The 18,062-nt window shown below is 62.0% G+C and carries 15 protein-coding genes; 3 read left to right on the forward strand and 12 right to left on the reverse strand.

Features of this window, described 5'->3' with window-relative positions:
* Positions 1-172: 172 nt before the first annotated feature.
* The 10 genes from OG716_RS00220 to OG716_RS00265 form a co-directional block, all read right to left on the reverse strand.
* On the reverse strand, positions 173-988 hold the full coding sequence (locus tag OG716_RS00220) for a DUF4145 domain-containing protein (protein WP_405135723.1): 816 nt from the start codon (positions 986-988) through the stop codon (positions 173-175).
* Positions 985-5,514 (reverse strand): AAA domain-containing protein, encoded by a 4,530-nt coding sequence (locus tag OG716_RS00225; protein WP_405135724.1) that lies wholly within the window; start codon positions 5,512-5,514, stop codon positions 985-987. The genes OG716_RS00220 and OG716_RS00225 overlap by 4 nt, the downstream gene beginning before the upstream one ends.
* A 625-nt stretch (positions 5,515-6,139) precedes the next feature.
* Positions 6,140-7,303 (reverse strand): DNA sulfur modification protein DndB, encoded by a 1,164-nt coding sequence (locus OG716_RS00230; protein ID WP_405135725.1) that lies wholly within the window; start codon positions 7,301-7,303, stop codon positions 6,140-6,142.
* A gap of 112 nt (positions 7,304-7,415) precedes the next feature.
* A complete protein-coding gene (locus OG716_RS00235) occupies positions 7,416-7,886 on the reverse strand; it encodes a hypothetical protein (RefSeq protein ID WP_405135726.1) in 471 nt (156 codons plus the stop codon).
* Positions 7,887-8,043: 157 nt separating this feature from the next.
* The gene (locus tag OG716_RS00240) at positions 8,044-8,631 is read right to left on the reverse strand and encodes an exonuclease domain-containing protein (protein WP_405135727.1); all 588 of its coding nucleotides are present in this window, start codon (positions 8,629-8,631) and stop codon (positions 8,044-8,046) included.
* Between the two features lie 473 nt (positions 8,632-9,104).
* Entirely contained in the window at positions 9,105-9,770 is a 666-nt protein-coding gene (locus tag OG716_RS00245; RefSeq protein WP_405135728.1) for a DUF4352 domain-containing protein, read from the reverse strand.
* Positions 9,771-9,842: 72 nt separating this feature from the next.
* Positions 9,843-10,160, reverse strand: coding sequence for a hypothetical protein (locus tag OG716_RS00250; protein WP_405135729.1), 318 nt, complete (start codon positions 10,158-10,160; stop codon positions 9,843-9,845).
* 6 nt (positions 10,161-10,166) lie between these two features.
* A complete protein-coding gene (locus OG716_RS00255; protein ID WP_405135730.1) occupies positions 10,167-10,451 on the reverse strand; it encodes a hypothetical protein in 285 nt (94 codons plus the stop codon).
* 20 nt (positions 10,452-10,471) lie between these two features.
* On the reverse strand, positions 10,472-10,843 hold the full coding sequence (locus OG716_RS00260; RefSeq protein ID WP_405135731.1) for a DUF732 domain-containing protein: 372 nt from the start codon (positions 10,841-10,843) through the stop codon (positions 10,472-10,474).
* 86 nt (positions 10,844-10,929) lie between these two features.
* A complete protein-coding gene (locus OG716_RS00265) occupies positions 10,930-11,577 on the reverse strand; it encodes a hypothetical protein (protein WP_405135732.1) in 648 nt (215 codons plus the stop codon).
* A 323-nt stretch (positions 11,578-11,900) separates the two neighbouring features.
* On the opposite strand from OG716_RS00265, the gene OG716_RS00270 reads away from it, so the two are divergent.
* The 3 genes from OG716_RS00270 (at position 11,901) to OG716_RS00280 (ending at position 15,963) form a co-directional block, all read left to right on the forward strand.
* The gene (locus OG716_RS00270) at positions 11,901-13,661 is read left to right on the forward strand and encodes an N-6 DNA methylase (protein ID WP_405135733.1); all 1,761 of its coding nucleotides are present in this window, start codon (positions 11,901-11,903) and stop codon (positions 13,659-13,661) included.
* 105 nt (positions 13,662-13,766) lie between these two features.
* Positions 13,767-14,465: a hypothetical protein gene (locus OG716_RS00275; protein WP_405135734.1), complete on the forward strand. Its 699-nt coding sequence runs from the start codon at positions 13,767-13,769 to the stop codon at positions 14,463-14,465.
* 40 nt (positions 14,466-14,505) lie between these two features.
* On the forward strand, positions 14,506-15,963 hold the full coding sequence (locus OG716_RS00280) for a serine/threonine protein kinase (RefSeq protein WP_405135735.1): 1,458 nt from the start codon (positions 14,506-14,508) through the stop codon (positions 15,961-15,963).
* 42 nt (positions 15,964-16,005) lie between these two features.
* Here the strand turns inward: OG716_RS00280 and OG716_RS00285 are convergent, their stop codons facing one another.
* Entirely contained in the window at positions 16,006-17,196 is a 1,191-nt protein-coding gene (locus OG716_RS00285; RefSeq protein ID WP_405135736.1) for a Fic family protein, read from the reverse strand.
* A gap of 123 nt (positions 17,197-17,319) precedes the next feature.
* Positions 17,320-17,988, reverse strand: a complete 669-nt coding sequence (locus OG716_RS00290; protein WP_405135737.1) for a plasmid pRiA4b ORF-3 family protein — start codon at positions 17,986-17,988, stop codon at positions 17,320-17,322.
* Between the last annotated feature and the right edge of the window lie 74 nt (positions 17,989-18,062).

Raw genomic sequence — 18,062 nt, forward strand, 5'->3', positions numbered from 1 at the left:
GCGGGCACATCCGCGTTTCCACTGGTGTCGGGCACGGATTGTCAATCGGTGCGACAAATTGGCATTCGCCGTCGGACACCGGTTGCGGCGAGTTCGGCGCTGGTCGAACCGCCGCGGTTGCGGGCATCGGTGTCGTCGGAAGAGCCGGCTGTGCTGGCACGGAATTCGAGAACTACGGCAGGGCCGCCAGATCATTCAGTGCAGCGACGACGACATTCCATGCGATGCGGACGATGTCATCTTCCGGTCGGTACAGCTCCTTCCATTGTTTCTTGGGATGCACCAGGTTTCGGTGGGTGCGCAGCACGTCAGCGTATTCGGCGACGTCGCGGCCGATCCATTGCTCGTCGCGCGCCATTTCGATCAGTCGCTGTAGATGATCGGTTGGCGGCCGGTCGCCGGTGTGGCGATTGACCGCGACGTCGTAGAGCACGCCCTCCAGCACGCTGCCCAGTAGGATGATCGCCGCAGTCGGCGCGCCGGATTGCCAGCAGAGATACGCCTCGTCGAGTCGCCCGCGAAGCTGTCCAGCGAAGACGGTGTCGGTGACGATATCCGAGATATTCGCGGTCAGTTCCGCAGGCGCCTTCGACGCGAGACGTGAAGTCTCCCCTGAACGTTCGACAAGCTGTGGACGTCCCTGCTCCTCGATGATCTGCAATGCCTCCATGGCGAGCAGGGCGTCCAGCTCCTCGATGACCGCGGCGTAGCCCTCCGCGTTGTCTATGTACTCGCGTCGATCAGCTAAGCGCAGCAAGACATTTCGTAGACTCTCAGAGTCATTCCTGATCTCGTTCAGGCGTTCCATGGTCCAGTCTTTGCGGTAGCCTTCATATTCCGGAACGTTGGGCATTCCGGCGGCCCGGAAGAATCGCTCCAGCTCCTTGGCGCTCCGGTAATACGGGGTTCCATCCTCGCCGCAGATCAGGGCGGCGAGGTGCTCGAGGACCAGCTCGTCAAGTTGTACGGACGGAGTTGTCTCGGTCATGGCTGTACGGCTTCCTCTTCGGATTCATCCTCGTCGGCGAGAGTCGAAGGCTGCCAGGCATGCTGGCCGTCGCCATCGACAGTTCCCGGCATGATCCCCTTGTCCTGCAGTGCCTTCCAGACCGAGGACATCGCTCGCTCGGGGTCGAATTCGAATTCACTTTCCCGGATACGTATCGTGGTCCAGCCCATCCTGAACAGCTCGCGGTCTCTCCTGGCGTCGTTCGCCTGCGCGGTCACGTCGGTATGCCAGTAGTGGCCGTCGCATTCGACCGCCATGCGCCCGTCGTCGCCGACGACCACGAGGTCCAATCTCCTCGAACCGACCGGATACTGGGGCACAACGTGGTATCCGCGAGATCGAAGAATGCGGAAAACACGTTGCTCGAAAAGCGATTCGAACGGTGGTGTGCGCTTGTGCTCCGAGACTTCGTCAACTGAGAGAGAGTCCCCGAATACCGACGGTGGATCGAGCATGTAGCCGAGCAGGGAGGCCCGCAGACACCCCGGCTTCAGTTGATCTTGCCCGACCGATGTGAACAACCACAGCTGGTCCTTGGCGCGGGTCGCGGCGACGTTGTATGCCTGCCGGTAGTTTTCGGACGCGATCAAACGAGCAGACTCAGCGACAACCATCGACAGGAAGATGACATCACGTTCGTCGCCCTGGAAATTCGGTGCGGTGCCAACCCTGATACCCCGAGTCTCGCGAACCTCTGGAGTGATCGATTCGTTGACCAGGTTCTCGATGAGTTGAATGTGGGACTTGGCACTCTGCAGAACTACGATGCCAAAGGTCTTGCGGTCGTACGCTGGGTCGTCGAGGCACTGGACGAGCGTCTCGACGAGCATCTTGGCCTCGACTGGATTGCGGCGTCGCATATCCCGCCCCTCGGTGAAGCCGCCCTCAACTTTCGTGACTCGTAGCGGTGGTAGTGCGTCGTTCCGTCGCTCCCGCAACGGAATCAGACCACCGCGCCCGGATCCGTCATCGTAGAACTGTCTGGAGGACCAGTTGATGATCTCGGGGACGCAACGGAAGTGCTCGCGCAACCGCACCAGCGCATCCTTGCCCGAACGGGCCGACAACACCTCGTACAAGTTGGACCGCGAGGTCAGAAGCCTCCGGATATCCTCATCGACCTCTGCCAGGTGTTCGTCGTTGCGCGCGAACACCTGATCGAGCAGACCCAGCGTGCTCGCACCAGGGGTGCATTGCTTGTCGTCGCCGACGACGATCACTCGGGGAGCCATCCACAGTAGATACAGATGCTCGATGCCCACCTGGCTTGCCTCGTCCACGATGACGACATCGAATCGATTGCGGTCCGCCTCGATGTTGTCCAACAGGTTGGGCAGTGGAACAACCCAGGCCGGCACGGCGTCCTGGGCCTTGACCATCGCTGCACGCGCTGCCTTCCGAAATTCCTTGGTCTTGCGACCGGTACCGGCACCGATCTTCGACATGTGGGTTCGGTACGCATTCAGAGCGCGCTGCTGATCATCGGTCAATCGACGCAGACATGCGGCCTGCGCTTCGATCGCAACCAGTCGCGCCGACAGATTTTTGATATCGGCTTCGTTCGCTTCGAACTCGTCGAGAAGTTCGTGTTCACGCACGGCAGTCCTGCGCACACTGACGAATTGCTGGGCCCTAGACCATGCCCACGCCGCCGCGGTATCACGTTCCTCCCACACCGAATCCATGTAGGTCGTATGCAGCAGAGCCAGAAGCCTGGGGTGTATCTCTGTCACCGTGCGTTCGAGCTGGTTCGCGCGTTGCTCCCGGATCTGTTGGGCCCGTACCGCATCGAGCGCTTCGACCACCTCGGTGTACTGCTTCAGATCTCGCCGGCGAATGGCTTCGAGCGCGGCGGTTAGCTCGATGCAGGAATTGGGTATCGATGCCAGCGCGGTGACGTCAGCTTGGACCTGCTCGATACGACGCTTCGCCCGCGTGAGCTGTGCCTGCTTCTCAGCACCGGGAACAGCCTGTAACACCGTCCGAATCGAGGCGAGATCGTACAGCGGAAGGGGAATCGAATACCGGCCGAGGATTTCCGCGATTCGGTTCCGCGCCTGATAGATTTCGTTCATCGCCGCGAGCATGCGTGCGTGTTCGGCAAGCTCTTGCAGGATCTGGTTCGTCTGGGCGAAAAACTGTACTCCCGCGACCACCGGGATTCCGGACTCGAACCAGCTGCGGCTGAGCTGTATCGCGGAAATCTCGGCGTGCACCCTGTCCAGTGCGACCTGTAGCGTCTCCGGCGAGTCGGGCGCCCTTCCGTCGACGACGACCCAGTCGAGGAAGGGTTGTCCTTCTTTCTGCGGCTGAGATACGAAGCGGGTCTTGAGTTTTCCGCCGCCTTTCAAGAATTCCAGTAGCACTGAACCGCCCCGTAAGCAGGCCCGAGCTGCTCCGAGGGTTTGATAGGTGATCGGTGCCCGGAGGTCGATCACGTAGCCGGCGGAATTGATGGCTTGGAGAGCCGAAAGCAATCGAGCCGGTTCGTTGATGCTCTGCAACGGTCCAGTCCACAGCCCGGCATTTCTCTCGGCCAGACGGTCATCAACGGCCCGCGCAACCCACTGGTGATCGGGCAATATATTCTTCACCAATCCGTAGCGGTGCAATAGCTCCCACATGCCATTGGTGGCTATGCGCAGCTGCGACAGATCCTCGTCAGTCAGACGTCCAAGAACTGCTGCGGCCGCGTCGACCTGGGCTTCCGCCGCCATTGCCGATTCACGTTCGGCTGCAATCAGATTCGCAATCTCCGCAGTGCTCGGCAGCTGGTCGGCCGCCGGTAGATGCTGCCCGGCGCGCGCTCTGCGATCGGGCAGCAATCCGTCGAGAAGTAGGCAACGTAGTTCGGTCCACTCGGCAGGTGTCAGGGGTGGAAAATCGCCTGCGGCCTCCGGAACCGGCGGCATCCAATCGTAGGACGGCGCGTTCATTTTCACGTCGCGCACGATTTCGGACAAGGTTCCGCGGTAGCGGTCTCCGCAACCGATGACGATCGGCTCGTACACCCTTGACTCATCACCGCGGAGGTCGCTGATCTCGGAATTGAGTACGACATTCCGAGCCTGGAGCTCAATCCGCTTGTCGGACAGCCGGCGTGCCTCCGCCGCCAAGGAAGATGCGTCAGTGGAGGCGATAGCGGTGGACAGGGCGTCGAGTCCCTGCTGCAACTCGATCGACGCATCCTTGCTTCCGCCGGTGAGCAGAACACATAGGTGTCTGAGCTCGGCTGGGATCTTGTCGCGGAGAACCCGCAGTGCCTGATCCTTCTGGCTGGTGACCAATACCCGTTGTCCTTGCGCGAGCAATGCAGAGATCAAGTTCGCGATGGTGTGCGTCTTTCCGGTACCGGGCGGTCCCTGGACGACAACGCCGATCTCGGTGCGGAGCAGATCTAGTACTCGCAACTGCTCATCGTTCGTATCCAGCGGGAACAAGGGATCGTGCCCAAGGACATCGCCTCGTACGGCTCCCTGCTGATCGAGCCAACGTTCACGGTCGGCGCGCTCGGTGTCAACGACGATCTGGGCAAGGGCCACCGGGACCTCGGCGCCGGGTTGCCGGAGGGCTTCGCCTATCCGGCGGTACGCCTCGGAGATCCGTTCCTGGCTCCGGCGTCGCAGGATCAATGCTGGTGCGGGAGCAAACCGTGGGTTCGAATCTGATTGTGCTGGATTGATGTATTTTTCCTCGAACGCGAACGTCTCATCAATTGCGAGCCCTAGCCATTGGCGCAGGCCGTTCATGGTCTGGGTAGTGAGGATGGGCTCGTCGGCGACCAGTAAGTCAGCCTTGATGGTTTTGCCTCGATCTTGATGGTAGACAGTCAGACCTTCGAAGATCTCCCGATCTTCCATCCGACGTTTCCCAGGGCGATTGAGTCGAATCGTCCCGGACTGATCAAGTGTCGGCAGCACTTGCTCGGTGAGCAGATGACGGCATCGACCATCCGATTCGTCATTATCGGGGAGGGTAACGAGGCCTATGCCAAGCACGAACTCATATTCGTCGTCTCGCTGTTCCATTGTCTTCGCAGCGGTCTCGAGTACTTCGTAAAGCGCACGGCGAGAGGCTGACAGGCGCTCTTCGGCGGCCCAAGACCGCCATTTTTGCAACCAATCCTCGAAGCTGCTTTGGACAGAGATGTCCGATTGGTCTGTGGAGCTCCAATTGTCAGTGTTTGAAATCAGTCGGGGTTCCGCCCCGTCGGCTTTCGTAATCGATAGTGGATCTATTTTTCCGGCCAAATCTTGTGGAATTTTTGGTGGTGAACTCTTTGCGATGGGGCGAATCTCCAGTAATATTTCGTCTGTATCAGCATTGACCGTTATGCCCTGTGGAAAGTCTTCGATCCACAGTAGTTTTTCGATGGCGCCGGATCGATCATTGATGATGTCCCGCAATGGTTTTCGGGCCGACGAGTCGGTGAGGTCCGAAAGATAGTGGACGAGCCCGATTGTGGCGCGTAGCGCCTTGGCGTCGAGTTCCTCTGCTGATGTCATATCCCTGCCTCCCATTGGACAACAGTGCAGCATACAACCGGCATTGTGTCGAACCGGGCGCATTTACCTGATCGTGCTGTTGGACATGTGAGCTACTAATTCGAACCGGTCGGTTGTAACCGGGAGGAATTCGCGCGAAATCCTCTAAAATGGTGAATTCGTGAAGAAGTTCGCGATCTGGGCTGTGCTTGCCGCCGGGTTCACTCGGTTGTTCGCCGGCCGATGGCCGCTCTCAACGCATCCAACTCCGCCAGCACGTCAGTCGCCGCCCGGATGCGGTCGCGTTTGCGAAACCGGAACCGCTCAGAATAGTGCTTCTCCGGCGTCGGCACGCGGCAGCCGTTTCGCATACTCGGGAACGGGAAGCATCCCCGCTGTGGTCTGCTAATCAGTCGTAATCAGTCGGCTTGCAAGGACTTCGGCTAGCAACTCCGCCTGCGCCGATCACCATGTGGCCGAGGTCACGTTGTCGAGGCTGCGGGCGCCATCCGTGACCAGATCGGCCACGCGCCATCTGTGCGGATGTGAACCTCCATGCCTCACCTTCTCCACTCCGAACCGGTGGTTCGTGCGCCCTTGCCGATCGATCTCGACCCGATAACTGTGGGGAGCCCATGGTGCCCTTTCACAGTCCAAGCAGGTCCTTGACCTTGTTCGCGGCCTCTCGGACCGGTCCACGCTGAGTCGACACCTTGTCGTCAGCCGAGATGATGTTGCCGAGCCAGATCGGCGCATTCCGCCGCCAATCGATCTCAGTGGCCAGCCTCCTGTATTGCGCGAGACGCCAGTCGGGATTGGGGGATTTGCGAATCTCATAGGCGACGCGGCCGATGACTACCAGTCCGGTCGCTGTCATGTTCATGTACTGCTGTCGGAAGTCTGCGACACGGTTGGCCGGTCCACCGCTTGTCGGAAGCTCGCAGATTTCGAGCCAAGGGTCCATATGCTCGGACAGGGTCTCGACGAGAGTGACTGCGTCCGTGACGAATTCGTCACGTGTTGCCTGGTTTCCAATCAGCTGTGCACCCTGCTTGGTGACCGAGTCCTCGGAGAGGGCGTAGTCGTTGAACAACAGCTCCTTGACGAACTGTCGAACCTGGTTGAGCAGGAAGACCGACTGTGACGCCTTGGGCAGTTTGCTGGAGGTGGCGTCGACCCGGCCGTGGAACAGCCGCGTCTTGCCGACGAGGTCGGCGAGTACGCCGTTGACGGGTTCACGAGTGTTGTACACCGCGAGCAGACTTGCCGGAATCTGTTTGGTCTGTGCGGCATCCGCGAAATCTTGATGAATGCGCTTCAGTTCACTCTCGACGACGATGAGCACCGCCAGGCTGTCGTTTTCGAAATCGGCCCCCATATCCACCAGACCGGAAATCGCTGTGCGGCCCGATCCGTGACCCTTGATGGCGGTGATCCGATGCTGGCCGTCCGTGACATAGAAACGGACGTTGTCGCCGACCACCATGAAGCCCAGGCGATTCTTGAAGTTGCCGCGAGGTACGTGCAGCGCAGGCAGTTCGCGGGCGTTCAGGGTGACAGGCGGCAGGATGTAGTCGGTGCGGTTGTCCTGCACGTATTTGCTGATGTTCTTCACATGATCGGTCATCAGCGGACGATTCGTGGTGTTCGCGGGATCGCCGCCCTTCTCGACCGATTCCGAGACAACCTGATGAGCGAGAAAGGAATAGGGAAACGACGTCGAGATCATCGTTCGATGTCCCTGTTGGAAAACGGTGCAGGGGAAGACGCGGGCTCCCGCCGCCGCCGCGTCGGCGGAGGCGGCCAGCAAAGCCCTGTCGAGGCCGTCGTGTTCCATGAGTCCCATATGGTCTGAATGCATGGCGAAATTCCTTGTCTTTCAATGATGTACGTACGACGGCAGGCTCCGGGTGCGGAGGCGACTAGTCCTCCGGTGTGGGCTCCGGCCAGCGATGGATGCGGTTGGGAACAGGGCTGTTGTGCTCGGTGCGAGAGCGGAGCACGGTAACGCCGCGCAGGCGTCTTGCTGGGGCGCGGCCGAGGGTGCGCTCGGTCAGAAACCAGCCGCCGAGAACGAGTACATCGCCGACCGGGGCATCGATGACCAGGCCGGTGAGTGTGAAGAGGCCGTAGGAAAGCTGTTCGAAGGCGGCTTCGACGAGGTCGCCGTGGTGCAGAGCAGGCAGGGTGTCGGCGTCCGAGGAATAGACGGTCGGCGGCGGGGGATTATCGGTTGCCTGAGAAAGCGCGAACAGTTCCGGAACGGGGCGGCGTGCGCCAGTACCCGTTTCCACTGTCTGACCGGCAACGCCTAGGCTGCCGTGCGCGAGCGTTATGAGGGTGCCGGTGACCGCATAGGGTCCGTAGATCGGGTTGCGGAAGAAGGCGCTCACCCGAGCTCCTGGCTCGATCTCGCTTAGAGCGTGGTGGAGCTGCTTGAGGTTTCGCCTGCCGTTCAGAGTTTCGAGCACATCGTGCGGGTGCATCGCGATCCTTTCGGTGTCGGGGCGTGACGTTCGTGGCGCCGCGGTGTGTCGGCGCGAGCCCAATTCAGTTGCTACGGGGTGTTGTCCAGCGCAGCGGGGCGCCGTGGCGGGTGGCCAGTTCAGTGAGAGTGCTGGATCCGGTGCGGCGCGCCATGGCCACAGTGATGTCGGCGGCGGCTGCGGCGTCACTGCCGGCCTCGTGGTGTGCGCCCGAGAGTGATACGCCCAGAGCCTCGGCCACCATGGGCAGGCGGTACTTGTTCAGTACCAGCTGGTTCTGAGCCCATTGCAGGGCGCAGCCGTATTGCCATGCGGGAGTAGGGAGTTCGCTGTGCTCGCAGGCCTGGCGGATGGCGTTCATGTCGAATTTGCTGTTGAAGGCGACGACGGGGAGGTCGTCGATCAGCGTCATCACTTCCGGCAGGCGCTGAGCGAAACGCGGTTGCCCGGCGACCATGGCGGGAGTGATGCCGTGTACGCCCATCTGGATCTGGCCGAAGTGTTCGAGGCCTGCCGGAGGGCGGCACAGCCAGGTACGGGTGGTTGCGCGAAGGCCGTCGCGCACAACAGCGACGCCGATCGAGCAGATGCTGCCGTATTTCGGATTGGCAATCTCGACGTCGAGGGCGGCGAAGGACAAACCGGTGATCATGGAAGCTCCAGGGAGAGGGCGGGCGAAGGGGGCTCGCTGGGGTTGTGAGGTGATGTGCTGGGTGATGTGCGGGAATCGTGAGCAGCCCACGTGGCGGTGTGGTCACGTGCGCCGAATGAACTTCGGACGACCAGTTGCGGCCTCCGCACCCGTGATGTACTTCATGGCGGACTGGACTACAGCCCGCGGGCGACGTTGTGACAGCTACCGATCACGCTCACGAGATGAGGCGAGCGGCGGAACGTTGGCGGGGTGCATCGACTGGGTGCCCTGAATCGTCACGAGGGTAGATGGGTACTGAGACCCTTTGACTCGGAGTCGAATCGGGGGTCGATAGCGATGCTCACGTGATCTCCAAACCCTGATGCGAACGATGCGGTGGGGGAGAGCTGCTGTACTGACGAGCTATTCGTATACCGGTGTGCCCAGCGTTACGGGATCATCGACGATTCTCATGGGTAGGTGACGAGCCGCTACCGCAGTGAGACCGTGGCCCCGCCGGAGAACATCGAGTCGTGCAGGACGATGTGGTCGGGGGTGGAGTCGGTGGGGAGGTCGAAAACAACCTGGGCGGTAATGGTGTTGCCGGGGTTGAGGTCTGCGTAGAGGCTGGTGTCGGCTTGCAGGTTCATTGCCGCGGCTCCGTCGTTGCTGAACTTGCGGTTCTTGGCGTCGAAGACGTACTGGGAGCTGGGGGAGAAGCCGTACGGCTTGTCGGAGGTGTTGGTGACGGTGATCGACACAATGCTGTAGGCGCCCTGGGCGGTCTTACGCAGGAACTGGTTGTCGCCGAGAGTCTTTACACCGGAATGGATTTCGGTGACGACGAACTCGAACTTCCCATCTCGAACCGGGGTGTTCAATCCGGCGGTCACGGGCGCCGGAGCGGGCGGCTGCGTAGCGACGGGTGACTGGACGGCTGCGGGGGTTGTGACGAACGGGGTGCTGGTGCTCTGGGAGTTCTTACTGCTCTTGCCGGTCAATGCGCCGCCGATACCGCAGAGCGCAATGATTCCGACGATCACAACGAGAATGATCTTGAAAGCGTTCGACTTCCTCGGCGGTGGTGCCGCTGGATACTGGTACGGCGGCAGGTTCGGGCCCTGCGGGTAGGGCTGTGGTCCGGACTGATAAGTCATGGCACTCCTAGTGATTCGGCGATCTGCGGGTCGGGATGCCGCGCGTAAGCGGCATCCCGGTAGTGACGACTGCTATTCGTGCGTCCAAACACAGCCCTCGACATTGACAACGTCGCCGTCCTTCAGCTGTACGTAGGACGCGCCCGAGTAGGACTCCATGTCGATGGCCTCCGAGGACTTGGCGCCCTTGTAAGGCAGCCAGGTGATGAAGCAGTAGCCGTAGTCCTGGGACCGGGGACCGGCGGTGTTGTATGTGCCGGACTGCACATCCTGGCCGACGACTTGCATACCTTCACGAAGTCGCGCAGTAGGGGCCGCATCGGCGATACCGGTGGCCGTGAGCGCGCCCAGAGTGGTCGCGATCAGAACAGTAATAATATTGCGGTGCATGATGTTTCATTCCATTTCATCGTGGTCGAACGTTGCGTCGGAGGAGTCGATACCGGACCTGCGCAGGCTGCGGAGGTATATGACGGCCACTGCGGTCCACGCAATGACGCCGAGGATCGTGGGTAGCGGCCGTTGAATTTCCAGTACCGGGATTGCCCAAATAGCTGCCGAGAGGCTGAGAATAATTGCAGTAGATAATGTTTGGCAGATCCTGTCGGTAGCTGAGGCCCACATCGCTGTGAGCGACAGGACGCCGAAGATCGATTGAAGAACGAGCAGGGCTATTTGCATTTCGATTCCGGTGCGAGCCGTCAGAGCTGGTAGCGGGGGCAATACGCGTCGATTGCCGCGCTGAGGAAGGTGTACGGGTAGTCCAAGGTGCTGCGGGACTTCTCGGCGAGCACGATCTGGTTGTGGGCCGAATTGCCGTAGGCGTCGAGCCACTGGCACTGCGACTGGGCCAGCCCGATGGCGGCGTCCTGGACCTTGCAGCCTTTGCTGTCGTGGTACGAGGCGTGGAGGAATTGGCGGTCGGCCGTGCTACGCGGTCCGCAGCTACTGCCGGAAGACCCTCCGGCGGAGCCGGTATCAGGTGCTGCGAATGCGATCGGAGCCGCAGCGGTGAGGGTGGCGCTGGCGCCGATGGCAAGCAGGGTCGAGACGGTGCGCGTGACGTTGTGCATGATGTTTCCTTGGGAATTGAGTTGTCAGGACGTGATTCATCGCCACAGGCCCGTTGGACGGGCTGCGGTAGGTGTGCGGTGAGGTACTAGATCTGGAGGAAGTGTCGGAGCATGTGGCGCAATGCCATTCGCATCCGCGTGCCGATGCTCGCTGTCGCGGTAGCCGATTCTTGTTGAAGTGGAGCGGAATACGTGTGAACGTCTAGCCGCGCCGCCTCGGCACGCTTGAACGGCACGGTCCGCAGCGCTACCTCTCCAGGCGTGGGCATGGCCGAGCAATCAGTGCTGATTGCGCTCAGGTCGACACGGTCCCGCTCGACCGTGACAGTCGCGGCAGACAGGGTTGCCTCAGGGGTGGTCGCCCGGTGGGCTTCGAACTGCTCGGCCGACCAGCTGGTCAGGTGCCAGCCGTGGCAGACAGGGCAGCGGTAGGAGCGCTTTTCGCGCCGTCGGGGATCGGTGTGGTCGAGGCCGGCCAGGACCAGTTCGGCATCGTTGACGACGAAATAGCGGCGTTTGCCGATGGCGCAGCGCGTGGTCGGGATGCGTGCGGGCCGCGCCTTCAGGTCATTGCCGTGCCGCAGGGCGATCCTGCGACCGGTGCGGTGCAGGCGGCGGTGTCCACGCTGTTGCGGACGACGATGCCTGGTCATAGCGGCCTCCGGAGATATGTGATCGGTTTCCATCGGGTTGCTGTCCCGGTGATGCAAAACGTTATGGATGCGTGAAAGCATTGTCAACATGATTTGTTGGATTGATTTTTGTCCACCCGTAGGCCAGGGTGGGGGAAGTACACGAGAGGAGGGGTATGTCGAACCCTGCGTCGAAGGTCAGCGCCGCGGAGATCTCCCGGCTCGCCGGCGTCACGCGCGCGACTGTCAGCAACTGGCGGCGGCGGCACACCGATTTCCCCAAGTCCGTCGGGGGTAGCGAGGCCCGTCCGCAGTTCGACCTGCAGCAGGTGCGGCTGTGGCTGGCCGAGCATGGAATCGAGGCGGAGGAATCGCCGACCACCGAACTGCGCAATCTGGTGCGGCTGCAGGCTACGCCGGATCTGGTGGCGCAACTGATGTCATCGCTGCGCCGCGTCGACGGCGGCTGGATAGTGGACGGCGCGAGCGATCTTCAGGCCGAACTCGCTGCGGAAGCCCCCCGTTCGATCGAGAAGGCTGCAACCGCGGAGGATATTCGCGCGGTTGTCGACGTTCTGGCCGAACGAGCGTTGGAGGGCACCTCGGCGACCGGTGTCTACAGCACACCGGGGTCTGTCGCGAAATTGATGTCGGCCCTGCTGGATTCACCCGATGGACGGGACGTCCGCAGCGTGCTGGATCCCGCGTGTGGCAGCGGGACGCTCCTGCTCGCGGCTGCCGAAGCCGGTGCGACCGAGCTGTACGGGCAAGACGTACTGGCGGTACAAGTTCAGCGCACGCGCCTGCTGGTGGAGGCTTCGATGGATCTCGAGCCTGTCGTCCGCCACGGTGACAGTTTGACCACCGATGCCTTCGAAGATCTCAAGGTTGACGCTGTGCTCTGCAATCCTCCCTACGGACAACGTGATTGGGGTTCCGGCGAGCTCGCTTTCGACACCCGCTGGAGCTACGGCCCGCCCCCGCGGGTGGAATCGGAATTGGCCTGGGCGCAGCATGCCGTGGCACATCTGAGGCCGGGCGGCACGGCGATAATGCTGCTTCCGCCAGCCGTGGCAACCCGCCCGTCCGGCCGAAAGATCCGGACCAATCTTGTTCGCACCGGAACATTGCGTGCCGTAATCGGTTTGGCGCCGGGCACCGCGCAACCGTGGCATGTCGGACTGCAACTCTGGGTGCTGAGGCCTCGGCAGACTGATGGACCGACCTCGGACGCTATACTGTTCGTCGACACGACAGGTCTGCCGGCCAAGGCCGACGGTACGGAAGGTGTTGACTGGGATGTGTTGAACGACAGGGTATTACGGTCTTGGCGTGCATTCGACAGTCCGAACCCCGATGCCGCGGTGGCCTCCGGTGTTGCGGCCGTCGTGCGCCTGGTGGATGTGCTCGATGATGAAGTCGATCTGACGCCGGTCCGCTACGTCCGTGCATCGCTGGACTCCGAGAGTGTGGTCGATAATGTCGACGATGTGATCCGGGGACTCACTACCGCCGTCACTGAATTAACCTCGGTCACAGGCGCATTGGGTGGATGGTCGGCTGCCGGTAGCCAATCCTGGCGCTTCGTTCCCATTTCAGACTTGATGACTCACGGTCAGCTGACGTGGATCAAGTCTGATCTGCCGAGCACCGACCAGCAGGTGGCCGATGACATGAGCCCGGTTCTCACCGCACCGGATATCGCGACCGGCAGTCCAGCGTCGGGCACATTGAGTTCTATCGCATCTGAGAAGCGCGAAGTGGTCGAGGATCGGGATGTTCTGATCCCTGCGGTCCGCAGTGATCGAACAGGTGGTCGCAGCGCACGTGTGGCGGGCCCGGAAGATGCCGGCGTCCTTCGCGGCCCACATGTGCATACCTTGCGTGTTGATGAGGACCGGCTCGATCCGTGGTTCCTGGCGGGCTTCCTGACCGGTGCTGAAAACATCTCGGCAACAAGGACGGCCACCGTCCGATTCGATCCGACCAGACTGCGGATTCCGGTGCTGTCACTCGCTGAACAACGACGCTACGGCGATGTGTTTCGGCAACTTTTCCTGCTGCGAACAGCTGCTCGTCGTGCCACCTATGCCGCTGAGCACGTCGCGGAACTTGTGACAACAGGCCTCACGGTCGGGGTCTTGGCTCCGGAGTCCGATCTGGACACCGGCAGGGATCGAACCTGACATCATGCGAATTCCTTCAGACGTGACATGCGCTGCGGCACTGCTACCTTTGCTTCAGACTGCAGCGGGCCTGAGTGCAGTAACCCCGGGGGGAGACTACCGACTGTGAAGCGGGACAGCGCTGCACATCACGACCAGATAGAGTCGCCTTCGCACGGGGGTGTACCGGACCAGCCGATCGAGTACCCGTACTTGCGTAATGCCCTGCTCGGCCAACCGGTCTGGGAACCGCCCTCGCTGGAAGCGGTGTCTACCTCGCCCGGCACCGTATCGATCGACGAACTGGTGGACGCCGAAGCGGTGACGGTACACACGGCTCCGCCGACTGTCGGGGTTACGAATGGTGAAACCCCAGTCTGGTCGGCGAAGGATGTGCGCCTCGGCCGGGCGCCATCGAGATGGGGAAATGCCGAAACCTCCGGCGCGGTGACTGTCCGGAAGGGTGACGTAGCCGTGGTAGTCGGCACGGAATCCGCTGTACAGGTCTGCATGGACGATGGCGTACTGCTCGGACCCGGCGTCCAGCTGCTGCGCGTGAATGTCAAGGCGGTCGACCCGCACTTTCTCGCGGGTGTTCTGCGCGCAGCTGTCGAGGCCGCAGTTGGCGGTCACATCGATCTGTACCAGGTCGCCGTCCCGCGCCTCCCGCTCGCCGAACAGCGTTGCTATGGAGTGGCTTTCGAGCAGCTCATACAGCTGGAAGCGGCCGGCCGCCGACAGCGTGAGAACATCGAGCACCTGGTGCGCGTCGGATTCAGCGGTCTGGCGCACGGGCGGCTACACCCTGTGGCCGGCGGCGAGTAGGTCTGCGTGCTGATCTTTCTGAACTCACGGAGGTAAGGGCGTGAAAGGGGACGTCGTCGGCGACGGCCGGTACGAGCTGATAGATGAGATCGGCTCGGGCGGTATGGGGCTGGTATTCGACGGCTTCGACCGGCATCTGGGGCGCCAAATCGCCGTGAAGTTCACGCACCCGAATCTCGATCGGGATCCGGACTGGACCAAGCGCTTCTTCCGTGAGGCAGAGCTGATGGCCAGGATGCGGCATCCTGGCATGCCGATGATTCACGATGCGGGCGTTGACAAGCGGCCGGGCAAGGAAGATCGTCCCTATCTCGTCATGGAATTCGTCGAGGGCGTCACCTTCGACAAACTTCTCGACGACCGTGGTCCGCTATCGGTCGGTGTGGTCGCCTCGCTCGGCGCGCAGGCGGCCGCGGTACTCGCTGCGACCCATCGCAATCGGATCTACCACCGCGATCTGAAGCCGTCCAATCTCATGCTGTGCAGCGACGGAACGGTGAAGGTGCTCGACTTCGGTCTCGCGGTGGCGCTCGAGTCCGATATGACTCGCTACACCAATACCGGCCACACGCTCGGAACGCCCGCGTTCATGTCGCCCGAACAGGTCGAGGGTAGAGCCGTCGTGCCGCAGACCGATCTCTATTCGCTGGGGCTCGTACTGCACGAACTGCTCACCGGCTCCCGGGTCATGGGTGGCAGCTCGCCATACATGGTGTGGCAGAACCAGGTTCACCTACAGCCACCCGATATCCGCGAGGAGTGCCCCGATGTGCCGGTCGAATTGGGCCGGCTCATCATGAGCATGCTCGCGAAGGCTCCCGACCAGCGTCCCGAGGATGCGGCCACCGTGCACGCGGTGCTGCTGCGCTATGCGACCAGCCTCAGTGTGCTGCGGGAGGTGAAGGACAACCGCAGCCCGGCGCATATGTATGCCTGCGCGGTGGCGGTGTCCGTCTCGGACCGCACGGCGCCTACTGTTGTGGCGCCTACGCAGCTGATTCCGAAGCCGGTGGTACCACCGGCTGCAGTCGAGGCCGTCGTAAATCTCGTTCCGCCAACCGATTTCAGCCGTAGCGATCTACAGCGCGCCATGCGCCGCGCACGCGACTTCGCCGACAACTCACGCTACGATCCGGCGATTCACGAATTGAAAACGGTCGTGGAAATCGCTCTGCCCCTGCTGGGTTCGCGTGACGCCGATGTGGTCGAAGCTCGGCTGAGACTGGCCGATCTGCGCTTCGAGAGCGCCGATTTCGCCGGCTCAGCCGACCTCTATCGCGCCCTCATCGACGATCTGACCGCGGAGCGCGGCCCCTACGACGATCAAGTCATGTACTGCCAGCGCCAATTGGCCGCCTGCCACGTCCAAACCGGTGATGTTCGAGCAGCGCTGACCCGCCTCAAGCGCCTGCACAGCCAGATGGCTGTGCGCTACGGCGAACAGGACAAACGCGTCATCGAGCTGGCCACGCAGATCAATCACATCAAGGCCACCTGACTCCGGCTCTGTGTGACTGCAGCCGGAACCTCCGTCCGTTTGTCAAACATGCTCGATCGTGCGCCGCCCGATCGCCGCGCTCAACGCGTCCAGCTCCGCCAGCACATCAGTCGCGGCCCAGATGCGGTTGCGTTTGCTATCCGAGAGGAGCTCGAGAATCCCCGCGTCGGTCAACCTTCCCAGTGCCCGATATGTGCTGGCTTCGGTGGTGCCGGCGATGTGTTGTGCGGTGTCGGCGTTGAGGATTGGGGTTTCGAGCAGCGCTGCGAGGAGGGTCTCGTCCGCCGAGTTGGTACGCGGGCGGGCGATGTCTCGCCAGCGGCTCGGCAGGTCGGCCAGGGCCAGGGCGGAGTCCTGTGCGGCCTCGCTGGCGTGGATCGCGCCGATTGCCAGGTATTCCACGAACGCGTCGACGTTGCCGTTGCGAAATCGATTGAGGTGCATGAAGTATCGGCCGGTGTCCGCCAGCATGACCGAAGCCAGCGGTACGGTCACCCGGCGGGTGAGGCCGCGGCGGCGAAGCACTGCACTGATCAGTGCGCGTCCGATGCGCCCGTTCCCGTCGGTGAACGGGTGAATGGACTCGAACTGGGCGTGTGCGATGGCGGCTTGCGCAAGGATCGGCAGATCATCCCGGTTGACGAAAACCAGCAGATCGGCGATCAACTCGGCAACCAGTTCGGGGGGCGGTGGGATGTGCGCGGCGTTGATCGGCGTGTAGTCGCTGCCGCCGATCCAGTTCTGCACATCCCGCAGTTGTCCCGCATCGCGTGCGGTGTAGTAGTCGACGGCCATCAGTAGCCGATGTGCTTCGAGTAGATCGTCGAGCTGGATGGTGCCCGCGCCGGCTGCATCGACCATCGCGATCAGAGCCTTGACCGCCGCCAGTTGCGACTTCGCCTCGTCGCTGGCTTTACCTCCCGCGACAGCTTTGCCGAAGGCTCGCCAGCCTGCATCGATATGTTCGATCTTGGAGGATGCGACGGACTCGCTGCGCAGCAGGAAGTCGGCCAGCGGGGCCAGATGCTCGCCGAACCCGGCCTCGAGGCGGGCAATCGCAATCAACGCCGCTTCGTGGGTGCGAGCGACGGTGCCGGTCGGGTCGTAGTCGAGTTTGCCAATTTTGGGCGGAATCGCGACCGTGATCCGGTCGAGGATCCGATCCGCCCGCGAGCCTTGGCGCTGACGTGGGTCCCAGATTCGATCTTCGTTGCGGTGCGATGGCCAGTTCACGAGGTCTCCTCTGGATAAGGTCGACCAACTCTGCGTTTAGTATACTTTATCTACACTAAACGCAATTATAACTGGCGGCGATGCACTTTTCGCTTGCATCGATTGGCCAGGTTCAATGCGTCGTCATGGACCGACCGACTTCTGCTCCCGCCCGTAGCCGAAGGTGTTGGCGAGTGCCCAGTTGATCTCTTCGATGACGAACGGGCTGGGCTCCGCGTACTCGGATTCGGTGATGATGTCTTCCGGGCGGACATACTGGAAGGATTCCCCTTCGTCGTCCCAATCTGCTCTGCGAGACAAGTATTCGTATCGGGCTATCCCGCCCGCGACGTCTGCGGGGCAGTCGCGCTGACCGCCTACGCAGCGGGCTCGGGGCATTTTCGCGGTGCGGGGCAGGATCTCTTCGACGTAGATGTGGTGCACCCAGGGGTCGGCGAAGTCGTAGATGTAGTACAGCGTGTCGCCCAGGTCGGTGAGGAGTTCGTCCAGGCGGACCTGTTCCTCGGGGACGGCGGGGTCGCGGTCGGCGACTGCTTCGGGGCAGATGTAGCGGTCCGCGGTGGGGTCGTCGACGGCTGCGCCACAACGGAATTCGTGGGAGGCGCGATTGACCCAGCCGAAGGATGCGCCGATGACCTCATTGAGGTCATTGAGGAACAGTTCGGAGGAGACGTCCAGCCATCGGTACAGCGGCGGCTCGGTGCCGACGACCGTCGCGTGCAAGCGGAAGGTGACCGGCTTCTTACGGCGCGGTCCGCGGCGGGAGGGGGAGGACGGCTGTGTGTCGGCCACGAGGGGACATTAGTTGATGTGCTGCCGAGGTTGGTCGATTCTGTGAAGAGCGCCGGCAGCTCCCCTGCAATGAC

It is taken from the genome of Nocardia sp. NBC_01388, assembly GCF_045040085.1.
Taxonomy (GTDB): domain Bacteria; phylum Actinomycetota; class Actinomycetes; order Mycobacteriales; family Mycobacteriaceae; genus Nocardia.